Raw genomic sequence first — 18104 nt, forward strand, 5'->3', positions numbered from 1 at the left:
AGGCCTGTATTTCGTTAAAATACAGGCCTTTATTAATGTGCTCTCATCTGATTATTGATCTAGTAGAAAATTAATCTGGAAACTCCCTCAGCACTTCGTGCACGCCTTTATGCATTTCATACCAGAATTCGAAGGCGGCGGCAGGTTTGTCGCGGTCGAAAAATGCGAGCCAATGATCCAGGTCATTGTTTTTGGTGCTATCTACTTCTTTCTTCTTTTTCAGGAAGGTGTGAACCATATCAACGCAGCGTTCCGGCTCCCAGAAAACCGATGCATTACGGCTGGTAATGCGGCTGGCTGTGAGTTTTACTGAGCGCAGGAATTCCTCTTTTACACCAAAAATCTTGTCAATGATATCGGGCATGATGTCTTCGGCCCAGGCGCGGTGGAAGCGGCAAATGCCAAGATTGTCAATCATCAGTTCCATGATCATGCGTTTGGCGTTCGTACGGCCCAGCTCACGCGGAGGAATGAAATCACGGCCATAATACATATAGTATTTTCCCATGATGGCCATGGGCGAAAAAGCGCCGGGCGTCCAGTACTGATTGGGAACCATCCATCCCTGGCGGGCAAAAGCAATGTAAACAAAACGATCCAGCACTTCCTTGCCTTTGATGCGTGAAAGCCTGCGAGCGAATTTTCTTGCACCGAATTGCATTGAGAGTTTCCCTTCAGGTTCAACCATCTGATCCAACAGGGCAATTCCAAGTTTTGCATTGTGCATTGAATCCTTTACAACATCAAAGCCATCCAGGTTCCAACGGGGAGTTTCTTTTACACCAAGTTCTTCGGGTGTCAGCAAGCCGTCGTTCAGGCAATCCATAAGCCAGCTTAATACACCGCCAACTGAAATTGCATCAAAGCCCAGGCTGTCGGCATGGTGGTTGAGTTGCTCGGCGGCACGCTGATCGAAAATTCCGCAAAGTGGTCCCATGGTCTGGTAAGGTTCGTAATCCTTTTTATATGGACCGTGCATTTTCTTGCAAACGGCAGCACAAGGCTCCCCACAATTTTTCTGTTGTTTGGTTTTGATGGTTTCCTCGTTGAACTGCTTCAGGTAGTGATCCAGCACAAAGCGCTGATGCAGATCTTTGCGCTGTTCTTCCGTCCAGTAAATCGTTTTATAATTGAAGGCCAGGATATTGCCCTCCATGCCGGCGTAGTTCACGCCAAAAGTGCCGCCGGTATTGAATTTTGGGTCGTAACGATATTTTGTGGTAACTTCGATGTCTTTCGCCGCCATCTTTTGGTTGTACTTATCTGTGAACCACTCATCGGCCACCGAGCGGTCGCGGAAGTCTTCGTCAATGTGGGTACCCCCGTATATAATGCCAAGGATGCCATGACTCCGCAGCATCTTAGTTCCGAACCCACCCCGGCCGGCCCAGGTGTCAACATAAGTGAGTTGCCCTTTCTTTACAGGTGCCGAGCCAATGGCGCCAAAATCAGAGTATAACGAAGCCGGGCCTGTTGCCAATACCCGTGGGTCGTTTTCGTATCGCGAACCAAACATTTCGATGGCATGTTCCATCACGGCATACACACCCTTACGGCCTTGTTCCCAGATTATTTCGGGAACCGCCTCCACCAGTTCCACTTCAATTTCCTCGCCGTGGATACGATTAAGGTAAAGCAATGATGGGCGCGCAGCTTGCCCGATGATGGAAAGCATGTTGATGCCCAGGTCATCGAAAACCAGTGCAGCACCACCCATGGATGATATGAAGAAACCATGCCAGCAGGGCGAAATACCGGAAACAAACAATCGGTTCGAGCCGGGAAATACTGAACCGGCAAGCAGGCCTGCTCCAATGTTCAAGCTGTTGTACTTATGAGCAAGATGGATGCCCAAATCAACGGGACCGAAAAAATCCCCTACACGGAAACGTTTCAATTTGTAAAAACCCGATGTGGCATCGAGCATGAGGACTTTGAGAAGGTGGTTGGCAGGTGGCATTATGTGATTTTTTGAAAAGTAAGACCAATTAATTTTTAAACACCGTCAGGTGCGGCGCACCCCTAAGGGTTCAAACCCGACTGAGTCTTTCAGACACTTCAATGTTTTAAAATCCCAACGGTCTGTAAGCAGCCATATCAATATCCCTGATGTTTTTAATCGGGCGGGGAGGGTTTAGTTCTTTGGCCAGGAAGTTATATATTTTGATCCTGGTTTCTTTGGCAAACTTCGTATCCAGCCTGTCGAAGGAGTGTCCGCCAGGAATATCCTGAAAAACTTCGTATTCAAACTGCTTGCCTTCGGCTTTCAGGGCACGGATAAGGTGCTCCACTTCCAACACATAAACATCGTCGTCGTTGGTGTTGGTGTGGATAAGCAAAGGGGTTTGAAGCTTATGCGTATGGTTTACAGGCGAGCGGCGGCGGTATTCTTCAATGTTTTCGCGGGCGCTTGCACCAATATGGTGGTCGCCTGAAAAAAGTTTGCGGTATGAATCAGTGGCGTATCCCATCCTGGCCACCAGATCACTTACAGGAACCCCGGCAAAAGCCACCTGATATTCTTTCGGGTATTCGAATATGTTCATAAGGGCAATCATGCCACCATGGCTCCATCCAATAATGCCAATCCTTTTGGGATCAACAAATTCATAATTTTCAACCATGTAATCACGACTTGCTTTCACATCCTGGTTCTCAAGGCCGCCATAATCAATAGATTCATACATTTTACGGCCATAACCTGTGCTGCCACGGTATTCAGGCGCTACCACGATATATTGCTGGGATATCATTTCGCGGACAATATGGGCGTAATATGTTGTAAAATCGCCATGCACTCCCCCATGGGGCAATACCAGCAGTGGATATTTTTTTGACGGGTCAATATCGCGGGGGATAAAAATATAGGTGTAAAACCTGATTGGGTTGAGTGCGCCCATTGCATCAGGATTTTGAACCTGAGCAGGAGGCGGGCCGGTAATAAACACCTTGTCAATGAAAGCCACATCGCCAACACGGTTCAGCCAGGCCAGGTCGTCAACTGCTTTGTTAATTGCATCAATTCTGTGACCCAGATCATCAAATTTCTGATTTATAAGCTGTATGATCTGATCTTCTTTGCTTTCCTGTGCATGAGCCAGAAAATTCGTAGTTAATAAAACTGCCAATAATGTCAAGACTTTAAACCGGTAATTCTTGTTTGTCATAGTGTGTGGTGTTAGGTGTATTTTTGTTTTCAGGCATTAAAATTAGAAATTCTTTGCGACTTGGATAGCTGGCTTTAAACATGCAATTAAAAACTATTTATTATCGGCTACCAATTCTCTTTAGATCAATTCTAAACTGTATAGATTCTTCGGTATTTCCTTTCCCGAACCAAAATAAGCTGGTAATTTTGCAAAAATTTTCAGATTATGAAACCTACTCATATTGAACACATTGGTATTGCAGTCAGCAATCTCGACGAGAGTATTAAATTTTACGAAGATGTACTTGGTTTCAAATGTTATGCGATCGAAGAAGTGAAGGATCAGAAAGTAAGAACCGCATTTTTTATGGTGGGTCAAACCAAAATAGAATTACTGGAGTCAACCGATCCGGAAGGTCCAATTGGTAAATTTATTGAAAAACGTGGCGAGGGAGTTCATCATATCGCTTATGCTGTTGAAGGCCTCGAGGATGCATTGGCCCATATGGAAAACAAAGGTATAAGGCTGATTGACCAGCAACCTCGTAAAGGCGCTGAAGGTTTGCATATTGCATTTCTCCATCCAAAGTCAACCGGTGGTGTACTTACCGAACTTTGCGAAAATAAAGAGAAAAGCCGGTAGTATTCAGGAAGTCAGATAATTACACTGACTACTACCAACATTGATTATCGGACTTCGAAACTATACTAACAGAAATATAACTCTCTAACATAAAACAACATGGAGCGTCAGGAAAAAATTAACCAGCTCATCAAGTTACGTGAAAAAGCTAAATTAGGTGGCGGCGAAAAAAGGATAGAATCTCAACATGCAAAAGGTAAGTTTACAGCCCGGGAACGTATAGATATGCTGCTCGATGAAGGCAGCTTCGAAGAATTTGATATGTTTGTAACCCACCGCTGTACGGAGTTTGGTCTTTCGGATCAGTTATTCCTTGGTGATGGAGTTGTAACCGGGCATGGTACCATTGATGGCCGGGTAGTGTATGTATTTTCGCAGGATTTTACCGTAATGGGTGGTTCTTTATCCGAAACCCATGCAAAGAAAATTTGTAAAGTATTGGATCAGGCCATGAAGGTGGGTGCTCCTGTAATCGGGATTAACGACAGCGGTGGAGCACGCATCCAGGAAGGTGTACTTAGCCTTGCCGGATACGCTGATATTTTTCAGAGAAATATCATGGCTTCGGGTGTGATCCCACAAATATCTGCAATTTTTGGCCCCTGCGCCGGTGGCGCAGTTTATTCTCCCGCCCTCACTGATGTAATTATCATGAGCGAGAAAAATAGTTACATGTTTGTTACCGGCCCTAAGGTTACAAAAGCCGTTACTGGCGAAGACATCTCAGTTGAAGATCTGGGTGGTGCTGATGTACACACCGGTAAATCCGGTATCGCACATTTCAAAGCCGAAAGCGAAGAAGAAGGAATATTGCTGATAAGGAAACTTCTGGAATATTTGCCTTCCAATAACCTTGAAGATCCGCCTGCAACCGAATGCAATGATCCTATTAACCGCCTCGAGGATGACTTGAACCAGATCATACCGGCAAACCCAAGCCAACCTTATGATGTTAAAGACATTATCTACACTATTGTTGATAATAATGAGTTTTTGGAGATGCATCGCCATTATGCCAAAAATATTGTGGTAGGTTTCGCAAAGTTCAATGGCATGCCTGTTGGTATTGTTGCCAACCAACCAAAATTTCTTGCAGGGGTTCTCGATATTGATGCCTCAAGAAAAGCAGCCCGTTTTGTACGTTTCTGTGATGCATTTAACGTTCCGATTGTAACCTTGGTGGATGTTCCTGGATTTCTCCCTGGCAGCCGGCAGGAGCATGGCGGCATCATCATTCATGGCGCCAAGCTGTTGTTTGCGTATGGTGAAGCAACGGTTCCGAAAGTAACTGTAACTTTAAGAAAATCCTATGGCGGAGCCCACGATGTCATGAGTTCAAAGCAATTGCGTGGCGATATCAATTACGCCTGGCCTTCAGCCGAAATTGCAGTGATGGGTGCAAAAGGTGCAATTGAAGTGCTTGAAGGAAGCACGCTTGCAAAAATGGAAGATCCTGCATTGAAAATGGAATATCTTTTACAAAAAGAAGCGGAATATATTAACAAGTTTGCAAATCCGTATGAAGCCGCCAAGCACGGTTATATTGATGATATAATTGAACCCCGGAACACCCGTTTCCGCGTGATCCGGGCTTTACAGGCCTTAGCAACAAAGAAAGATACCAACCCACCAAAAAAACATTGCAACCTGCCACTCTAAAAACCTAAGTATAACAGGAAGCAACGTGACAAAGGGTAGCAAAAAGTGAAGAAACATAGAAGAGCGGCAATAACAATGATTAACATTGAAATTTGAATCTGGAATTTTGAATATTAAATAAAAACAGAATGGAGTTCGCTAAAATCAATTTCGACTTTTCCGCCATTGATGGTTTTGCCCTCACAGTAACGGTGGTAGGCTACGGAATCGTGTTTATTGCATTGGTCTTCATGTACTTTGTTTATACATTAATGCCAAAGGTTATCAATATGAATATCAGGCAGAAGCTGCGCAGACAGGGACGGCATAAAGAAGCTGAAAAAACTACGCTTGATATTACAGGTGAGGTTAATGCTGCAATTAGTTTGGCTCTTCACCTTTACTTTGACGAAATGCATGATGAGGAAAGCAATATTGTTACAATTAAAAAAGTAAATAAGCGCTACTCGCCCTGGAGTTCAAAGATTTATGGATTGAATACATATCATCGGAATTGAAATTTTTAGAGCCAGAACTTCATTCTCATAATAGTAGCTTTATAAACCAATAAATAATCGTCAGCTAAAAATATCCAAAATGAAGAAGTTTCAATTTACCATTAGTGGAAATAAATACGATGTTGAACTCAAGAGATTCGAGGAAAACATTGCTGAAGTTGAAGTCAACGGTACACAATACACTGTGGAGGTTCACAGGGAGATTAAAACCAGCAAAACCCCTAAACTGGTAAGGTCTGAAGTTGCGCCACCTACCCGTTCTGAATCAAAGATTAAAAAATCTATAACCGTTTCAACACATGCCATTATTGCTCCTTTACCTGGTACCGTTCTGGCAATCATGGTCAAAGAAGGCGATGCTGTGAAAAAAGGCACCGCACTGCTTACCTACGATGCAATGAAAATGGAAAACAGCATCGTGGCCGAAAAGGACGGAACTGTGAAATCCATCAGGGTAATTGTCGGACAAAACTTTTTACAAGGCGATACTTTGGTTGATATTACTACTTCCTAATTGTCAAAAAAAAATACTACGGCCTTAACCAAACACTAAGTCTCATCAGATGAAAAGATTTTATACGATACTGGGTATATTTGGCATTATCACCCTGGCTAGCTTTGTAGCTGCAAATATTGACAGCGTCAGAACTGAAACAATTTCCGAGCTTATTTCCGTGAACGAGGATAGTGTTAGAGAAGCAAATAGTGAGAAAGATGAAGATGAATTAATGACGATGTTGCATGAAACCGAAGAAGCTACTGAATCGGGGTTAAAAAAGTTCTGGAGCTATACTGGGTTCAGAAATGTTCAGCACGGTAACCTGATCATGATCATTGTCGGGTTAATCTTTATTTATCTGGCCATCAGATATGACTATGAACCATTGTTGCTAATTCCCATTGGTACAGGCATACTCTTAGGCAACATACCTTTTTTTCAGGATGGAGGAACCAACCTTCAGCTAGGAATTTATCAGGAAGGAAGCGTGTTAAATTATCTTTATTTTGGTGTCACAAAAGGCATTTATCCACCTTTGATCTTTCTTGGAATTGGTGCAATGACTGATTTTTCATCACTTATATCCAATCCTAGGCTAATGTTGCTGGGAGCTGCTGCCCAGATTGGAATATTTTTGACATTTATTAGCGCCCTTGCATTTGGATTTGATATCCGGGAAGCCGGGTCAATCGGAATAATTGGGGGCGCCGATGGCCCTACTGCTATATTTCTTTCCTCTCAGCTTGCACCTGCACTCATTGGCCCCATTGCTATTGCGGCTTATTCTTACATGGCGCTTGTTCCTGTGATCCAGCCTCCAATCATGCGGCTGCTTACCAATAAGAAAGAACGAGTGATTAAAATGAAGCCTCCACGTACTGTTTCAAAACTTGAGAAAATCCTGTTCCCAATCATCGGTTTATTGTTTACAACTTTTATCTCGCCCAGCGCCCTTCCTTTGCTCGGTATGCTGTTTTTTGGTAATATTCTTAAGGAAAGTGGAGTAACCAAACGCCTTGCTGATACGGCACGAACCTCTATGATTGATATAGTAACTATCATCCTGGGTCTTACCGTTGGTGCCTCTACACAAGCCGATGTATTCCTCACCAAACAATCAGTGTTTATTTTTATTCTTGGGGCCATTTCATTCATGGTGGCAACAGCCGGAGGAGTTATCTTCGCGAAGATCATGAACCTATTCCTGAAAGATGACCAAAAAATAAATCCTCTTGTTGGAGCCGCCGGTGTTTCGGCAGTTCCTGATAGTGCACGCGTTGTTCAGCTCGAAGGGCTAAAGTACGATCCTTCAAACCATCTGCTCATGCACGCTATGGCGCCGAATGTGGCTGGTGTGATTGGTTCAGCGGTTGCAGCCGGTATTTTAATGAGTTTTCTTCTAAACTAAAAATATGTTAATAATCGGAATTGCCGGCGGCTCGGGGTCGGGCAAATCAACGGTGGTAAAAAAAATCACCAAACTGCTTCCCAAAGATTCTGTGCTGGTTATTCCGCAGGATGCATACTATCGTGATAATGGCCACCTCTCTCCTGAAGAAAGAGCCCGAATCAACTTCGATCATCCGTCATCTATTGAGTTCAACCTGCTTATCAAACATCTGGATCTTCTTCGTGAGGGAAGTTCTGTGCAAATGCCGATCTATTCTTACCTTACCTGTGCCAGGGCAAAAGAGACCATCACCATAAATCCCAAAGCTGTTCTGATTGTGGAAGGGATTCTTATCCTCACCAATCCCCGGATGCGGGATCGAATGGATGTGAAAGTATATGTTGATGCAGATGCAGACGACAGGCTGATGCGGGTTATACGCCGCGATATTGAAGAACGTGGCCGCTCGTTTATCCAGGTGCTCGACCACTATGAAAAGTTTGTAAAACCCATGCATCTTCTTTTTATTGAGCCATCAAAGCGGTACGCCGATATTATCGTCCCTCTTGGCGGAACCAATAAAGTGGCCATTGATATCCTCTCCTCCAGAATTATCCAACAGCTAAAGGAAAGCCACCCACCTCAATAAATGATTGAATTCCGGTGACATAATGTCGGCCTGCTTTCGGTTCTGAACGCCAAAATTTCAGCCATACTGTTTGGGATCCTCAAACAGAAACATAGCTTACAAAATCTGTTTTTCATTTCAAGCGCTGAAAAATCAACATTTTTCAAGCTATTAAACCTCATTTCAATAACCGTACGATAGGTTTTAGCATTCTACGATGGCACAAAACTTGAAAAGCTATATCGCATAACCACATAAAAAGGTTCGAAAAAAACTACAAACTAATGTCTAATTTTAAATAATGGAGGATTGAGTTATGTTACCAATGTTAAGAAGAAGAAATGCTTTTCCAGGTATGGTAGATGAATTTTTCGGCAAGGATTTCCTGTCCAACTTTCTCGACACCCAAACCGGCATAAGCATGCCGTCGGTGAACATCGTCGAAGGCAAAAATGATTTCAGGATCGAAGTTGCTGCTCCTGGTCTGGAGAAAAAAGACTTTAAGATCAACCTGGAAAACAATGTGCTGACAATCTCATCAGAAAAAGAAGTGAAAGATGAGCAAGCTGATGACAAATACATGCGCAGAGAGTTCAGCTACAGTTCATTCCAGCGTTCATTTGCTTTGCCCAATACGGTAGAAGCCGAAAAAATCAACGCCAATTACAAAAACGGGGTGCTCAACCTCGTAATTCCAAAAAAAGAAGAAGCAAAAGAAAAACCTGCCCGCACTATCAGTATCTCATAAAGCAGTTGATTAAAACAAAATTATTTCTGTTAACAGATTAATTGGTAGAGACGCAATGAATTGCGTCTCTTTTTTTTAATCGTTTCAGAAAGACGCAATGCATTGCCTCTCTGCGCATTTTGTCTATTTTTGTGCGTAAATCCCCAGCACATTGTACGCCGTAATTGACATAGAAACCACCGGAGGAAGCGCCCAGCGCGACCGAATCACAGAGGTAGCAATCTTTGTATACGACGGTTCGGAAATCATTGATTCATTTGTGACCCTGGTAAACCCCGAGAGGGGAATTCCGCATTTTATTACCCGCCTTACAGGTATTACCGATCAGATGGTCGCCCACGCGCCACGGTTTTGTGAAATTGCGCGCAAAATAGTTGAGATCACCGAGAACCTGACTTTTGTAGCCCACAATGTAAATTTTGATTACAATTTCATCCGACAGGAATTCATGCGCCTGGGTTATGATTACCGACGTGAAAAACTTTGCACCGTTCAACTCAGCCGGAAAACCTTTCCAGGCTTTCGTTCGTATAGCCTGGGCAATATTTGCAAGGAGCTTGGAATTACTATTGAATACCGTCACCGGGCCGCCGGAGATGCCTTGGCAACAATCAAATTGCTTGATCACCTCTTGCGGATCAGACAAAATGGTGAGGTGAAAATCCAACAGCAAAAACTTGTATCACCCGAGCATGAATTGGTTCAGAACCTGCCAGAAACAACGGGCGTATACTATCTTTTTAATGATAAAAGCGAAGCAATTTATATTGGCAAGAGTTTGAACATCCGCGAGCGGGTTCGAACCCATCTGGTGCATTGCAATACCAGGCGTGCTATTGACATGAAGAATGCCACTGTTCATGTTGGTTTTGAAGAAACCGGGTCAGAGTTACTGGCATTATTGCTCGAATCGCAGGAAATAAAGAGGATCAAACCTTTATATAACCGCCAGCAACGCCGCACACCGGCGCATTTTGGTTTGTTCACCGTTACGGATGATGCAGGTTACACCAACTTTTTTATTGATAAAACCAATCGCGAAGATATTCCCCTGGCTGTTTATCAAAATAAAATGACCGCACGCGATCATCTCTTTCAACTGGCTGAGCGCTTTGGTTTATGCCAGAAATTATGCGGTTTGTATCAGACTCATGGAGCTTGCTTTCAATATTCAATTAGGCAATGCAAAGGCGCATGTATTGGAAAGGAATCGCCAGCAGATTATAACCTTCGTGTTGCAAATACAATCAACAGCCTTGGCAATGGCAATGAAAATGTCTACATCATTGACAAAGGCCGCCATTGCGATGAGCGTTCCGTTGTGAAGATCGAACAGGGGAAATACCTTGGTTATGGTTATTTCGATCCGAATGTTATAAATGGCAGCCCTGAAATTCTCAGTGATTGCATCCGTCATTTTGAGGACAACCGCGATGTACAGCAGATCATTAAATTATACTTGAGGCAGCAGAAAATGGAAAAAGTCATCAGGTTCTGATGGTTTGATATGTATTTCTATCATTGAGTCCACTCTGAAATGTATTATTTAGCCACGAACCTGTCCGCCGGGGCGGATGCACGAATAAAATAAATAATTCAGATAATCAAAGATTCCAAATGAACTGTAGCCCCACCAGGACTCGAACCTGGATTTAAAGTTTAGGAAACTTCCGTTCTATCCCTTGAACTATAGGGCCAAAAATAGATCGCTTTTGAAACTGTTTGCAAAAGTAAGAAAACGGCAGCAAATAGCGAAAGGACAGAACGATTAAAACCAGGCTCGGCTGAATTGATTAAATTTGTCTGCACTAGCACTTCAAAGATATTTTACTAAAATCCAGAAATGAAATTATCAGGCATCTTTTTCGGAATGTTGTTTTTATTTTACGGGTCAATAAATGGGCAAATCACCGGCACCATGACCGATTCCCGTGATGGAAAGATCTATAAGACAGTTAAAATTGGCAAACAGAATTGGACAGCACAGAATATGAATCACGAGAACCCAAATTCATGGTGTTATAATAATGAACCTTCCAATTGCGAAAATTTCGGTCGTTTATATTCTTATGTTGGTGCAGCCCAGGCATGTCCACCAGGCTGGCGATTGCCAACATCCAAAGACTGGAAAAAATTAATAGAAGACCTTGGTGAAGAATCTGCCGCAACCAGGTTAAGAGATGGCGGAGGAACCGGCTTCAATGCACTCATGGCTGGTGTACGTTATGATCATGGAGGATTTAACCATCTGAATGAGAACGGGTATTTCTGGAGTCATGTTGTTTCCGATAACGAAACTGCCATGGTTTTCCTGATTGCCCGAACCATGCACAGCGTAACAAGCATTCACAGTTTCAGTGGCAATGGATTTTCCGTTCGCTGCATCCGGCGATAAACTGCTGTTTTCAGTATAAAAATTTATCGTAAGGAAAGCGCTGTGTGTGAATGGCTTTTACATTATAGTAAAGAATTTCCTTCAATTCATCGAGGTTTGTTTTTTGGGTCGCAGAAATAAAAATAGCTGGTGGGTTATTGCGCGCGATCCAATGCTTTTTCAGGCTCTCCAGACTTTGTTTCTCCTCCGGATCTTCATTTCCCGATTCTTTTTCCGCTGATTGCCATGCATCCACTTTATTGAAAATCATTATTGTAGGTTTATCGTTGGCTTGAATTTCGGCCAGGGTTTGGTTCACCACTTCAATCTGTTCCTCAAAGCCGGAATGTGAGACATCAACCACATGAACAAGGATATCCGATTCACGTACCTCATCAAGCGTTGATTTAAAAGATTCTACAAGGGAGTGGGGCAATTTTCGTATGAACCCAACGGTGTCGGAGAGAAGAAACGGCAGGTTTCCGATTACCACTTTGCGAACCGTTGTATCGAGCGTTGCAAACAGTTTATCCTCAGCAAAAACTTCAGACTTTGCCATCACATTCATCAAAGTAGATTTGCCAACATTGGTGTAGCCAATCAATGCAACTCTTACCATTGAGCCGCGATTTCCACGTTGGGTTGCTTTTTGACGGTCAATGGTTTTCAGTTGCTTTTTCAGCAAGGCAATTTTATCGCGGATAATACGGCGGTCAGTTTCAATTTCCTTTTCACCAGGGCCTCGCATACCAATTCCCCCGCGTTGTTTCTCAAGGTGGGTCCACATACGCGTCAGGCGGGGAAGCAAGTATTCATATTGGGCCAGCTCAACCTGGGTTCGCGCATGCGCTGTCCGGGCGCGGCTAGCAAAAATATCAAGAATCAAATTGTTGCGATCCAGGATCTTACATTTGAGTTCCTTTTCAATGTTCCTGATTTGCGAAGGGCTTAATTCATCATCGAAAATGGCTGCATCAATGCTTTCTTCCTGAACATAATTACTTATCTCCATCAGTTTTCCACTTCCAACAAATGTGCGGCGGTCGGCGCTTTCAAGTCGCTGTACAAAGCGGTTAACTGCTACACCTCCTGCTGTATCTACCAAAAAGGCAAGTTCATCGAGGTATTCGTCAATATGGGTTTCATCTTCCCGGTTTGTGATCAAACCAATAAGAATCACCCTTTCTTGCCTAATTGCAGTATCTATCATTTCAGGCATACACTTTTACTTAATCTTTAAAAATCTTTATTCCGGTTTCGCCACTTGATTTTACGAACCCGCGAAACATCCCCGTCGTATTAAATGGCATGGCAATGTTGCCTTCCTTATCCACAGCAATAACGCCGCCATTGCCTTTTTGTTCCAGCAGTTTTTCCATGACTACCGAATTGGCAGCATCAGTGAGACTCATGTTTTTATAAAGCATTAACGCTGAAATATCGTAGCTTACTACATTACGGATAAAAAATTCGCCATGGCCGGTTGCCGAAACGGCGCAGCTTTCATTATTTGCGTAGGTTCCGGCACCAATGATGGGCACATCGCCAACCCTTCCGAATCGTTTCATCGCCATACCGCCAGTGGATGTAGCTGCAGCAAGATTTCCATTTTTATCCAAAGCCACTGCTCCAACTGTTCCTTTTCTGCCTTCCTTGTCCAATCGTTCTTTGATACGCTGGTGTTCTTCATGACTTTTTACGGTATGAAACCACGATGGATCGGTTAATTCAATTTCCTGTTCAAGCGCAAACTTTTCAGCGCCTTCGCCAATCAGGAGAACATGCGGTGACGCCTCCATTACTTTACGGGCGGCGGTTACCGGGTTTTTTATCGTGCGAACCCCGGCTACTGCCCCGGCCATCAGGTTACTGCCATCCATGATGGATGCGTCAAGTTCTATCTCGCCATCGGCATTTAAAACAGCACCACGCCCTGCATTGAAAGCGGGATGGTCTTCAAGAAAGCGAACGGCAGCTTCAACGGCGTCAAGTGCTGAGCCTCCAGCCTTCAGGATTGCTTCGCCGGCATCAAGAGCTTGCTGCAAAGCGGTTTGTGCTTCTTCAACCTGTTCAGCGCTCATGCGTTCAGGGTTCATACTACCTGCACCACCGTGGATAACCAGCACATAATCTGGTTTTTGGGCAAATAAAGTGCCGAGGCTCAAAAAAATTATTAAATGAGTAATTAATAGTTTTTTCATAGTATTGTTTTTCAGCGAAATGTGCTTATTTGAATTATGGTGTTAAGCCGCGCAGGATTGGATCAAAATTTTGCTCAACATTTAAAGTTCAGGTCATTCTTTCAACTCCCAGTGAAATAATAATAGCAATGCCAAAACTGAGCAAGGTTCCAATCAGTATGTATTCTGTTAACTTCCTGTCTTTCGATTCCTTGAGATCGCCAAAGCGGAATATGGATTTTGCCGCCAGTAAAAAACCAACTCCTTCCCAATGCCCTGTAGCAATAAAAGTAAAAATAAGCAGTCGCTCCAAAATGCCAATATATTTGCCTGCATCTGCCAATGATTCGTCTGAACCTTCAAAAAGAATTTCTGACCATGAAGAAAGCAGTTCTTTGATGATAATTCCGATTGGAAATGACAGGAAAAAGATTGCTGTAACATAAATCCAAAAAGTTGCTGAAAACGCTGTATCAGTAATGATTGCCGGAAAATCAAACCACCAGTACCATAATCCCACCACCAGAACAAGATGAGATAATTGATCGGATACAAACCACCAGGTTTTATTTTTCTCTTTTTGCAGGTAAAGTTTTGCGATGTCAATGAGCAGGTGCCCCACTCCGATCAGCATTGCCAATGGCCAAAGGCTGAGATCCCAGATTAGCAAGAGCATAAGGCCAATATGAACCAGAACATGCAGATATAGAACCCTGGAAAGTGCTTTATGCTTTCGCTTCTCTTCTACCCAGCTTTTAGGCTGGAGCAGGAAGTCGCCGATTAAATGTGCCAGGATGAGTTTCAGCAGAATGATCATGTTAATAGCCTCCCCAATTTTTCTTTGAACATTTGCTCCACTTCAAGAATTTCTTCCAGGTTTGCCCTGCTGTACCGGCCACTTACCGAGTTTTGCTCTATGCCAAGCTGCTGGCCAATTTCAGCCTGGGTTTTATGTGGGTTTTTAAGGAGGGTGTTTGCTATTTCAGCCGAAGAATATGACCATTTGTTCATGTAGCTGACAGCCAGCTTCAGATAAAGATTGATTTCCTTATCAAATTCTTCCCATCCTGATTTTACCGCCAACGTAATCTTTTCCTTTTTTAACATCTCATACTTTTCACCCGAGAAAACAAAGGCAGAACCGTTGCTTTCGGAAATGCGGTTGCTCACATACTCCTTTTCGCCTATGCCAATTGCTATCCGTACATCAATATCTGATTTTCGCTTTTGATGATCGCTGATTTCCAAACTTCTTATCAATGCTTTGATGCGCAGCGCAGCACGCAAGGATTGTAAAGGATCGCTTATCTCCAACTGAAAATAATCACCTTTAAATATTTCCCATTGCTGTGGGTTACTTCCCCATTCACTCAGCAGGTTTTTCAGCGGATTAAGCCAAAGATCCTGGTTGTTGAGGCTTCGGGAATTGACTATATCTCCGGTTATTATGCTAATCATGGTGCAAATATCGCTAATTTTTGTGATAAAACACATTATCGTCATAAAAAACGATAAATGAATATATCGTTAAAAAAGACGATAAAGTAAAATATCATTATAAACAACGATGATATCGAATGGTTCTGAGATAGCATCTCCTCATATTATGGATTCAACCAGCTTCTCACATCAATGATTCCTATCAAATCGGCTGCGGTAATAACTATGAATGCAACAATCACCCAACGAACGAATTTAGCGCCATTCTTCACAGCCATCCGTGCAGCAACCAGTGCGCCAATTACGTTGCCTATGGCGTGAACCAGGCCAAAAGCCCAATTCACCTGGTCATTCAGAATAAATACAACAAGAGCAAAAGGCGTATAGAGTAAAACTATCCAAACTTTGAGGGCATTGGCTTTTACGAGGTTATAACCTGCACCTAGAACAATTCCGGCCAGCAGGAAATATCCCACACCCACCTGGATAAAACCACCGTAAAGCCCGATACCAAAAAACACAAGAGTTTGTATCCATCCGGGCCGTTTGCCAATAAGTTCTTCGTTGCCTTTGATCCAGTGCGAAGGTTTAATAAACATCAGGATCATAATCAAAACCAATAATACTGCAATAACAGTATTGAAAACCTGCTGGTTAATATCAACAGCCAATTGTGCCCCTATAAGCGAACCAATTACTGCAGGAATTGCAAGCCTGATCCCTTCTTTCAGGTTAAGTACTTTATAATGCCTGAATGAACCGGTTGAAGAGAGTGTTTGAAAAAGCACGCCTATTCGGTTTGTGCCGTTGGCAACCTGGGGAGGAAGCCCTAAAAACATCAGCACCGACAGTGAAATAACAGAACCACCACCAGCAAGAGTATTGATAAACCCGGTTAATACACCCGAGCCAACAAGTAAAATAATTTGTAACCAGGTCATATACTTTGAGTATTTGATGCAGCACCGACTTTTTTCCCTGCCAGCATGATAATTCCAAACAATATAAGCAATGCCACCGGATAATTAATATAACCAGGCACTCCAAAAGCCGCAGGGATAGTACCGGCAACTACAGCAACCACGCCTACAATAAGTGCATAGGGAAGCTGGGTTCGAACATGCTCAATATGATTGCAGGAACTAGCCAATGAGCTGAGGATCGTTGTATCTGAAATCGGGGAAATGTGATCGCCAAGTACACTGCCGGCCAGCACACAGGAAACAACATTATGAAAAATGACCAATGATTCGGCATATTCCATCCCACTAGCCTGGGATATCATCCACGATGCCGGCAAAATCAACGGGTACAAAATGGCCATAGTTCCCCAGGAGGAACCAGTTGAAAAAGCTACGCCTCCTGCAAACAAAAACGTAATGGCGGGAATCATATAAGGACTTACTTTAAGGCTTAATAAAAGATGAGAGATAAAATCTGCAGTATGTAAATCCCGGGTGATGAGTGCAATTGACCATGCCATAATAAGGATCACAATGGCTGTGAGCATGGTTTTGAACCCTTCAATTAGGCTCTCAATACTGACTTTCAGTGAAAGTAAGCGTTGGCTTACAGTTAAAAACAGCGCTACTAACGTTGCCAGCAGTGACGACCAAAGCAAGGCGCGATAAGTATCAGCCTGCCCGATAATATGTGAAAGGTTTCTCGAAAAGCCTGCGTTATTGTCCCAACTCACAGCATCCAATCCGGTTATAACCAGCCCGGCTATGGTTCCCATAACAACAACCACAACAGGTATAGCGGCATTGTACCACCGTGGTTTTACTGGCTCATCATCTTCTGAAGCTTTGGAAACCGCTTGGGTCACGCCTTGTTGCCTGGCTTTGAGCTCAGCTTTATACATTGGACCAAAATCCCGCTGTTTGTAAATGAGCATGCCCACAAAAGCCAGGGTCAGAAAAGGATAAAAAGCGTATTGCAGTGAATAGATAAAAACCTGGTAGGGTGTTTCATTTAATTCCAGTGTTCTTATTCCATCCGCAATGTAGCTTAATTGTGCTCCGATCCAGGTGGTCACAAACGCAATGGCAGCCATAGGAGCCGCTGTACTGTCAACGATATAAGCCAGTTTTTCGCGTGAAGTTTTCAAACGGTCGGTAACAGGTTGCATGGTATTTCCAACCACCAGCGTGTTCGCATAATCATCAAAGAATATCACAATTCCCATAAGCCAGGCGGCAAATTGTCCGGAGCGCGGTGTAGAAGCAAAACGGGAAATAACATTTACAATTCCTTTCATTCCTCCGTTGCGGGTAATCAGGTTTACCATCGCGCCAATCAGCATTGAAAAGATAATGATGGAAATATGGCCACGATCCATAATTGCTTCCGGAATGTACGTGTCGATGATCATCAGAAGACCGTTTAAAAATGCCGTTCCAACACCTACATCCCTGAAAATCCAGATAATGAGTGTGCCGGTGAACAAACCAATAAATAAGGCTGAGATTACTTCCCTGAAAATCAATGCAACCGCTATTGCTAACAAAGGAGGCAGAACTGACATCCATAACGGGATCGGACGAACGGGGCGTTCAGCTTTGATTTCATTCAACTCAACCGTGAGTAATTCAGAGGATTTGAAAGTGTAAGGAAAGCTTGCTTTTCCCTGGCTGAAAACTAACACCTTCGGTTTTCCTTTGATAAGTAAAGAAACCGGTTCTCCATCAGCAAAAGTGCTATCTGCGTTCAGAACCTTCAGTTCAACCGTAGTTTCAACTTGCTGAACAATGATTCGGGGAAGGATAATTTCTAATGTTGCCAAATCAGCATTCGGTGATATTGACGAAGTCTCTGCTGCCAGGAGCGAAAAAAGCGTTGTCACACAAAACAGCAACAATAATGATATTAGCTTCAAGCCTTTTCCCATGAATATTG

At 43.3% G+C, this 18104-nt stretch carries 17 protein-coding genes and 1 tRNA gene; 9 read left to right on the forward strand and 9 right to left on the reverse strand.

Annotated features, from left to right (window positions below):
* Positions 1–70: 70 nt before the first annotated feature.
* Together IH597_00590 and IH597_00595 are read right to left on the reverse strand one after the other, a co-directional pair.
* Positions 71–1960: an aldehyde ferredoxin oxidoreductase gene (locus IH597_00590; GenBank protein MBE0660937.1), complete on the reverse strand. Its 1890-nt coding sequence runs from the start codon at positions 1958–1960 to the stop codon at positions 71–73.
* A gap of 106 nt (positions 1961–2066) precedes the next feature.
* The gene (locus IH597_00595; GenBank protein ID MBE0660938.1) at positions 2067–3167 is read right to left on the reverse strand and encodes a S9 family peptidase; all 1101 of its coding nucleotides are present in this window, start codon (positions 3165–3167) and stop codon (positions 2067–2069) included.
* A 207-nt stretch (positions 3168–3374) separates the two neighbouring features.
* Here IH597_00595 and mce point away from each other — a divergent pair, with 207 nt between their 5' ends.
* The 8 genes from mce to IH597_00635 all read left to right on the forward strand — a co-directional run bounded on the left by mce (position 3375) and on the right by IH597_00635 (position 10710).
* The gene (gene mce / locus IH597_00600) at positions 3375–3791 is read left to right on the forward strand and encodes a methylmalonyl-CoA epimerase (GenBank protein ID MBE0660939.1); all 417 of its coding nucleotides are present in this window, start codon (positions 3375–3377) and stop codon (positions 3789–3791) included.
* Positions 3792–3890: 99 nt separating this feature from the next.
* Complete coding sequence (locus tag IH597_00605) at positions 3891–5450, forward strand: acyl-CoA carboxylase subunit beta (protein MBE0660940.1); 1560 nt, start codon at positions 3891–3893, stop codon at positions 5448–5450.
* A 128-nt stretch (positions 5451–5578) separates the two neighbouring features.
* Entirely contained in the window at positions 5579–5947 is a 369-nt protein-coding gene (locus IH597_00610) for an OadG family protein (GenBank protein MBE0660941.1), read from the forward strand.
* Positions 5948–6026: 79 nt separating this feature from the next.
* Positions 6027–6461 carry a biotin/lipoyl-binding protein gene (locus IH597_00615; GenBank protein ID MBE0660942.1) on the forward strand — a complete coding sequence of 145 codons (435 nt, stop codon included), beginning with the start codon at positions 6027–6029 and terminating at the stop codon, positions 6459–6461.
* 49 nt (positions 6462–6510) lie between these two features.
* On the forward strand, positions 6511–7854 hold the full coding sequence (locus IH597_00620) for a sodium ion-translocating decarboxylase subunit beta (GenBank protein MBE0660943.1): 1344 nt from the start codon (positions 6511–6513) through the stop codon (positions 7852–7854).
* A 4-nt stretch (positions 7855–7858) separates the two neighbouring features.
* A complete protein-coding gene (udk, locus tag IH597_00625; GenBank protein MBE0660944.1) occupies positions 7859–8485 on the forward strand; it encodes a uridine kinase in 627 nt (208 codons plus the stop codon).
* A gap of 295 nt (positions 8486–8780) precedes the next feature.
* Entirely contained in the window at positions 8781–9212 is a 432-nt protein-coding gene (locus IH597_00630) for an Hsp20/alpha crystallin family protein (GenBank protein MBE0660945.1), read from the forward strand.
* A gap of 151 nt (positions 9213–9363) precedes the next feature.
* On the forward strand, positions 9364–10710 hold the full coding sequence (locus IH597_00635) for a GIY-YIG nuclease family protein (GenBank protein ID MBE0660946.1): 1347 nt from the start codon (positions 9364–9366) through the stop codon (positions 10708–10710).
* A gap of 127 nt (positions 10711–10837) precedes the next feature.
* Here the strand turns inward: IH597_00635 and IH597_00640 are convergent.
* Positions 10838–10909, reverse strand: a tRNA-Arg gene (locus tag IH597_00640).
* Between the two features lie 146 nt (positions 10910–11055).
* Between IH597_00640 and IH597_00645 the strand changes: the two genes are divergently transcribed.
* Positions 11056–11607: a hypothetical protein gene (locus IH597_00645; GenBank protein MBE0660947.1), complete on the forward strand. Its 552-nt coding sequence runs from the start codon at positions 11056–11058 to the stop codon at positions 11605–11607.
* A 10-nt stretch (positions 11608–11617) separates the two neighbouring features.
* Here the strand turns inward: IH597_00645 and hflX are convergent, their stop codons facing one another.
* From hflX to IH597_00675, 6 genes are all read right to left on the reverse strand, one after another.
* Complete coding sequence (hflX, locus tag IH597_00650; protein ID MBE0660948.1) at positions 11618–12805, reverse strand: GTPase HflX; 1188 nt, start codon at positions 12803–12805, stop codon at positions 11618–11620.
* Positions 12806–12815: 10 nt separating this feature from the next.
* Entirely contained in the window at positions 12816–13787 is a 972-nt protein-coding gene (locus IH597_00655; protein ID MBE0660949.1) for an isoaspartyl peptidase/L-asparaginase, read from the reverse strand.
* 88 nt (positions 13788–13875) lie between these two features.
* Entirely contained in the window at positions 13876–14583 is a 708-nt protein-coding gene (locus tag IH597_00660; GenBank protein ID MBE0660950.1) for a DUF3307 domain-containing protein, read from the reverse strand.
* The gene (locus tag IH597_00665; protein MBE0660951.1) at positions 14580–15224 is read right to left on the reverse strand and encodes a hypothetical protein; all 645 of its coding nucleotides are present in this window, start codon (positions 15222–15224) and stop codon (positions 14580–14582) included. The genes IH597_00660 and IH597_00665 overlap by 4 nt, the downstream gene beginning before the upstream one ends.
* Before the next feature lie 146 nt (positions 15225–15370).
* Positions 15371–16147, reverse strand: a complete 777-nt coding sequence (locus tag IH597_00670) for a sulfite exporter TauE/SafE family protein (GenBank protein MBE0660952.1) — start codon at positions 16145–16147, stop codon at positions 15371–15373.
* Entirely contained in the window at positions 16144–18096 is a 1953-nt protein-coding gene (locus IH597_00675; protein MBE0660953.1) for a Na+/H+ antiporter NhaC family protein, read from the reverse strand. Before IH597_00675 ends, IH597_00670 begins: the two co-directional genes overlap by 4 nt.
* Positions 18097–18104: the final 8 nt, after the last annotated feature.

This window comes from Bacteroidales bacterium (assembly GCA_014860575.1).
Lineage (GTDB): Bacteria > Bacteroidota > Bacteroidia > Bacteroidales > JAAYJT01 > JAAYJT01.

Bases quoted from the DNA above. Each gene is read 5' to 3' on its own strand.
- IH597_00590 (MBE0660937.1), bottom strand. From the start codon at position 1,960: ATGCCACCTGCCAACCACCTTCTCAAAGTCCTCATGCTCGATGCCACA.
- IH597_00595 (MBE0660938.1), bottom strand. From the start codon at position 3,167: ATGACAAACAAGAATTACCGGTTTAAAGTCTTGACATTATTGGCAGTT.
- mce (MBE0660939.1), top strand. From the start codon at position 3,375: ATGAAACCTACTCATATTGAACACATTGGTATTGCAGTCAGCAATCTC.
- IH597_00605 (MBE0660940.1), top strand. From the start codon at position 3,891: ATGGAGCGTCAGGAAAAAATTAACCAGCTCATCAAGTTACGTGAAAAA.
- IH597_00610 (MBE0660941.1), top strand. From the start codon at position 5,579: ATGGAGTTCGCTAAAATCAATTTCGACTTTTCCGCCATTGATGGTTTT.
- IH597_00615 (MBE0660942.1), top strand. From the start codon at position 6,027: ATGAAGAAGTTTCAATTTACCATTAGTGGAAATAAATACGATGTTGAA.
- IH597_00620 (MBE0660943.1), top strand. From the start codon at position 6,511: ATGAAAAGATTTTATACGATACTGGGTATATTTGGCATTATCACCCTG.
- udk (MBE0660944.1), top strand. From the start codon at position 7,859: ATGTTAATAATCGGAATTGCCGGCGGCTCGGGGTCGGGCAAATCAACG.
- IH597_00630 (MBE0660945.1), top strand. From the start codon at position 8,781: ATGTTACCAATGTTAAGAAGAAGAAATGCTTTTCCAGGTATGGTAGAT.
- IH597_00645 (MBE0660947.1), top strand. From the start codon at position 11,056: ATGAAATTATCAGGCATCTTTTTCGGAATGTTGTTTTTATTTTACGGG.
- hflX (MBE0660948.1), bottom strand. From the start codon at position 12,805: ATGCCTGAAATGATAGATACTGCAATTAGGCAAGAAAGGGTGATTCTT.
- IH597_00655 (MBE0660949.1), bottom strand. From the start codon at position 13,787: ATGAAAAAACTATTAATTACTCATTTAATAATTTTTTTGAGCCTCGGC.
- IH597_00660 (MBE0660950.1), bottom strand. From the start codon at position 14,583: ATGATCATTCTGCTGAAACTCATCCTGGCACATTTAATCGGCGACTTC.
- IH597_00665 (MBE0660951.1), bottom strand. From the start codon at position 15,224: ATGATTAGCATAATAACCGGAGATATAGTCAATTCCCGAAGCCTCAAC.
- IH597_00670 (MBE0660952.1), bottom strand. From the start codon at position 16,147: ATGACCTGGTTACAAATTATTTTACTTGTTGGCTCGGGTGTATTAACC.
- IH597_00675 (MBE0660953.1), bottom strand. From the start codon at position 18,096: ATGGGAAAAGGCTTGAAGCTAATATCATTATTGTTGCTGTTTTGTGTG.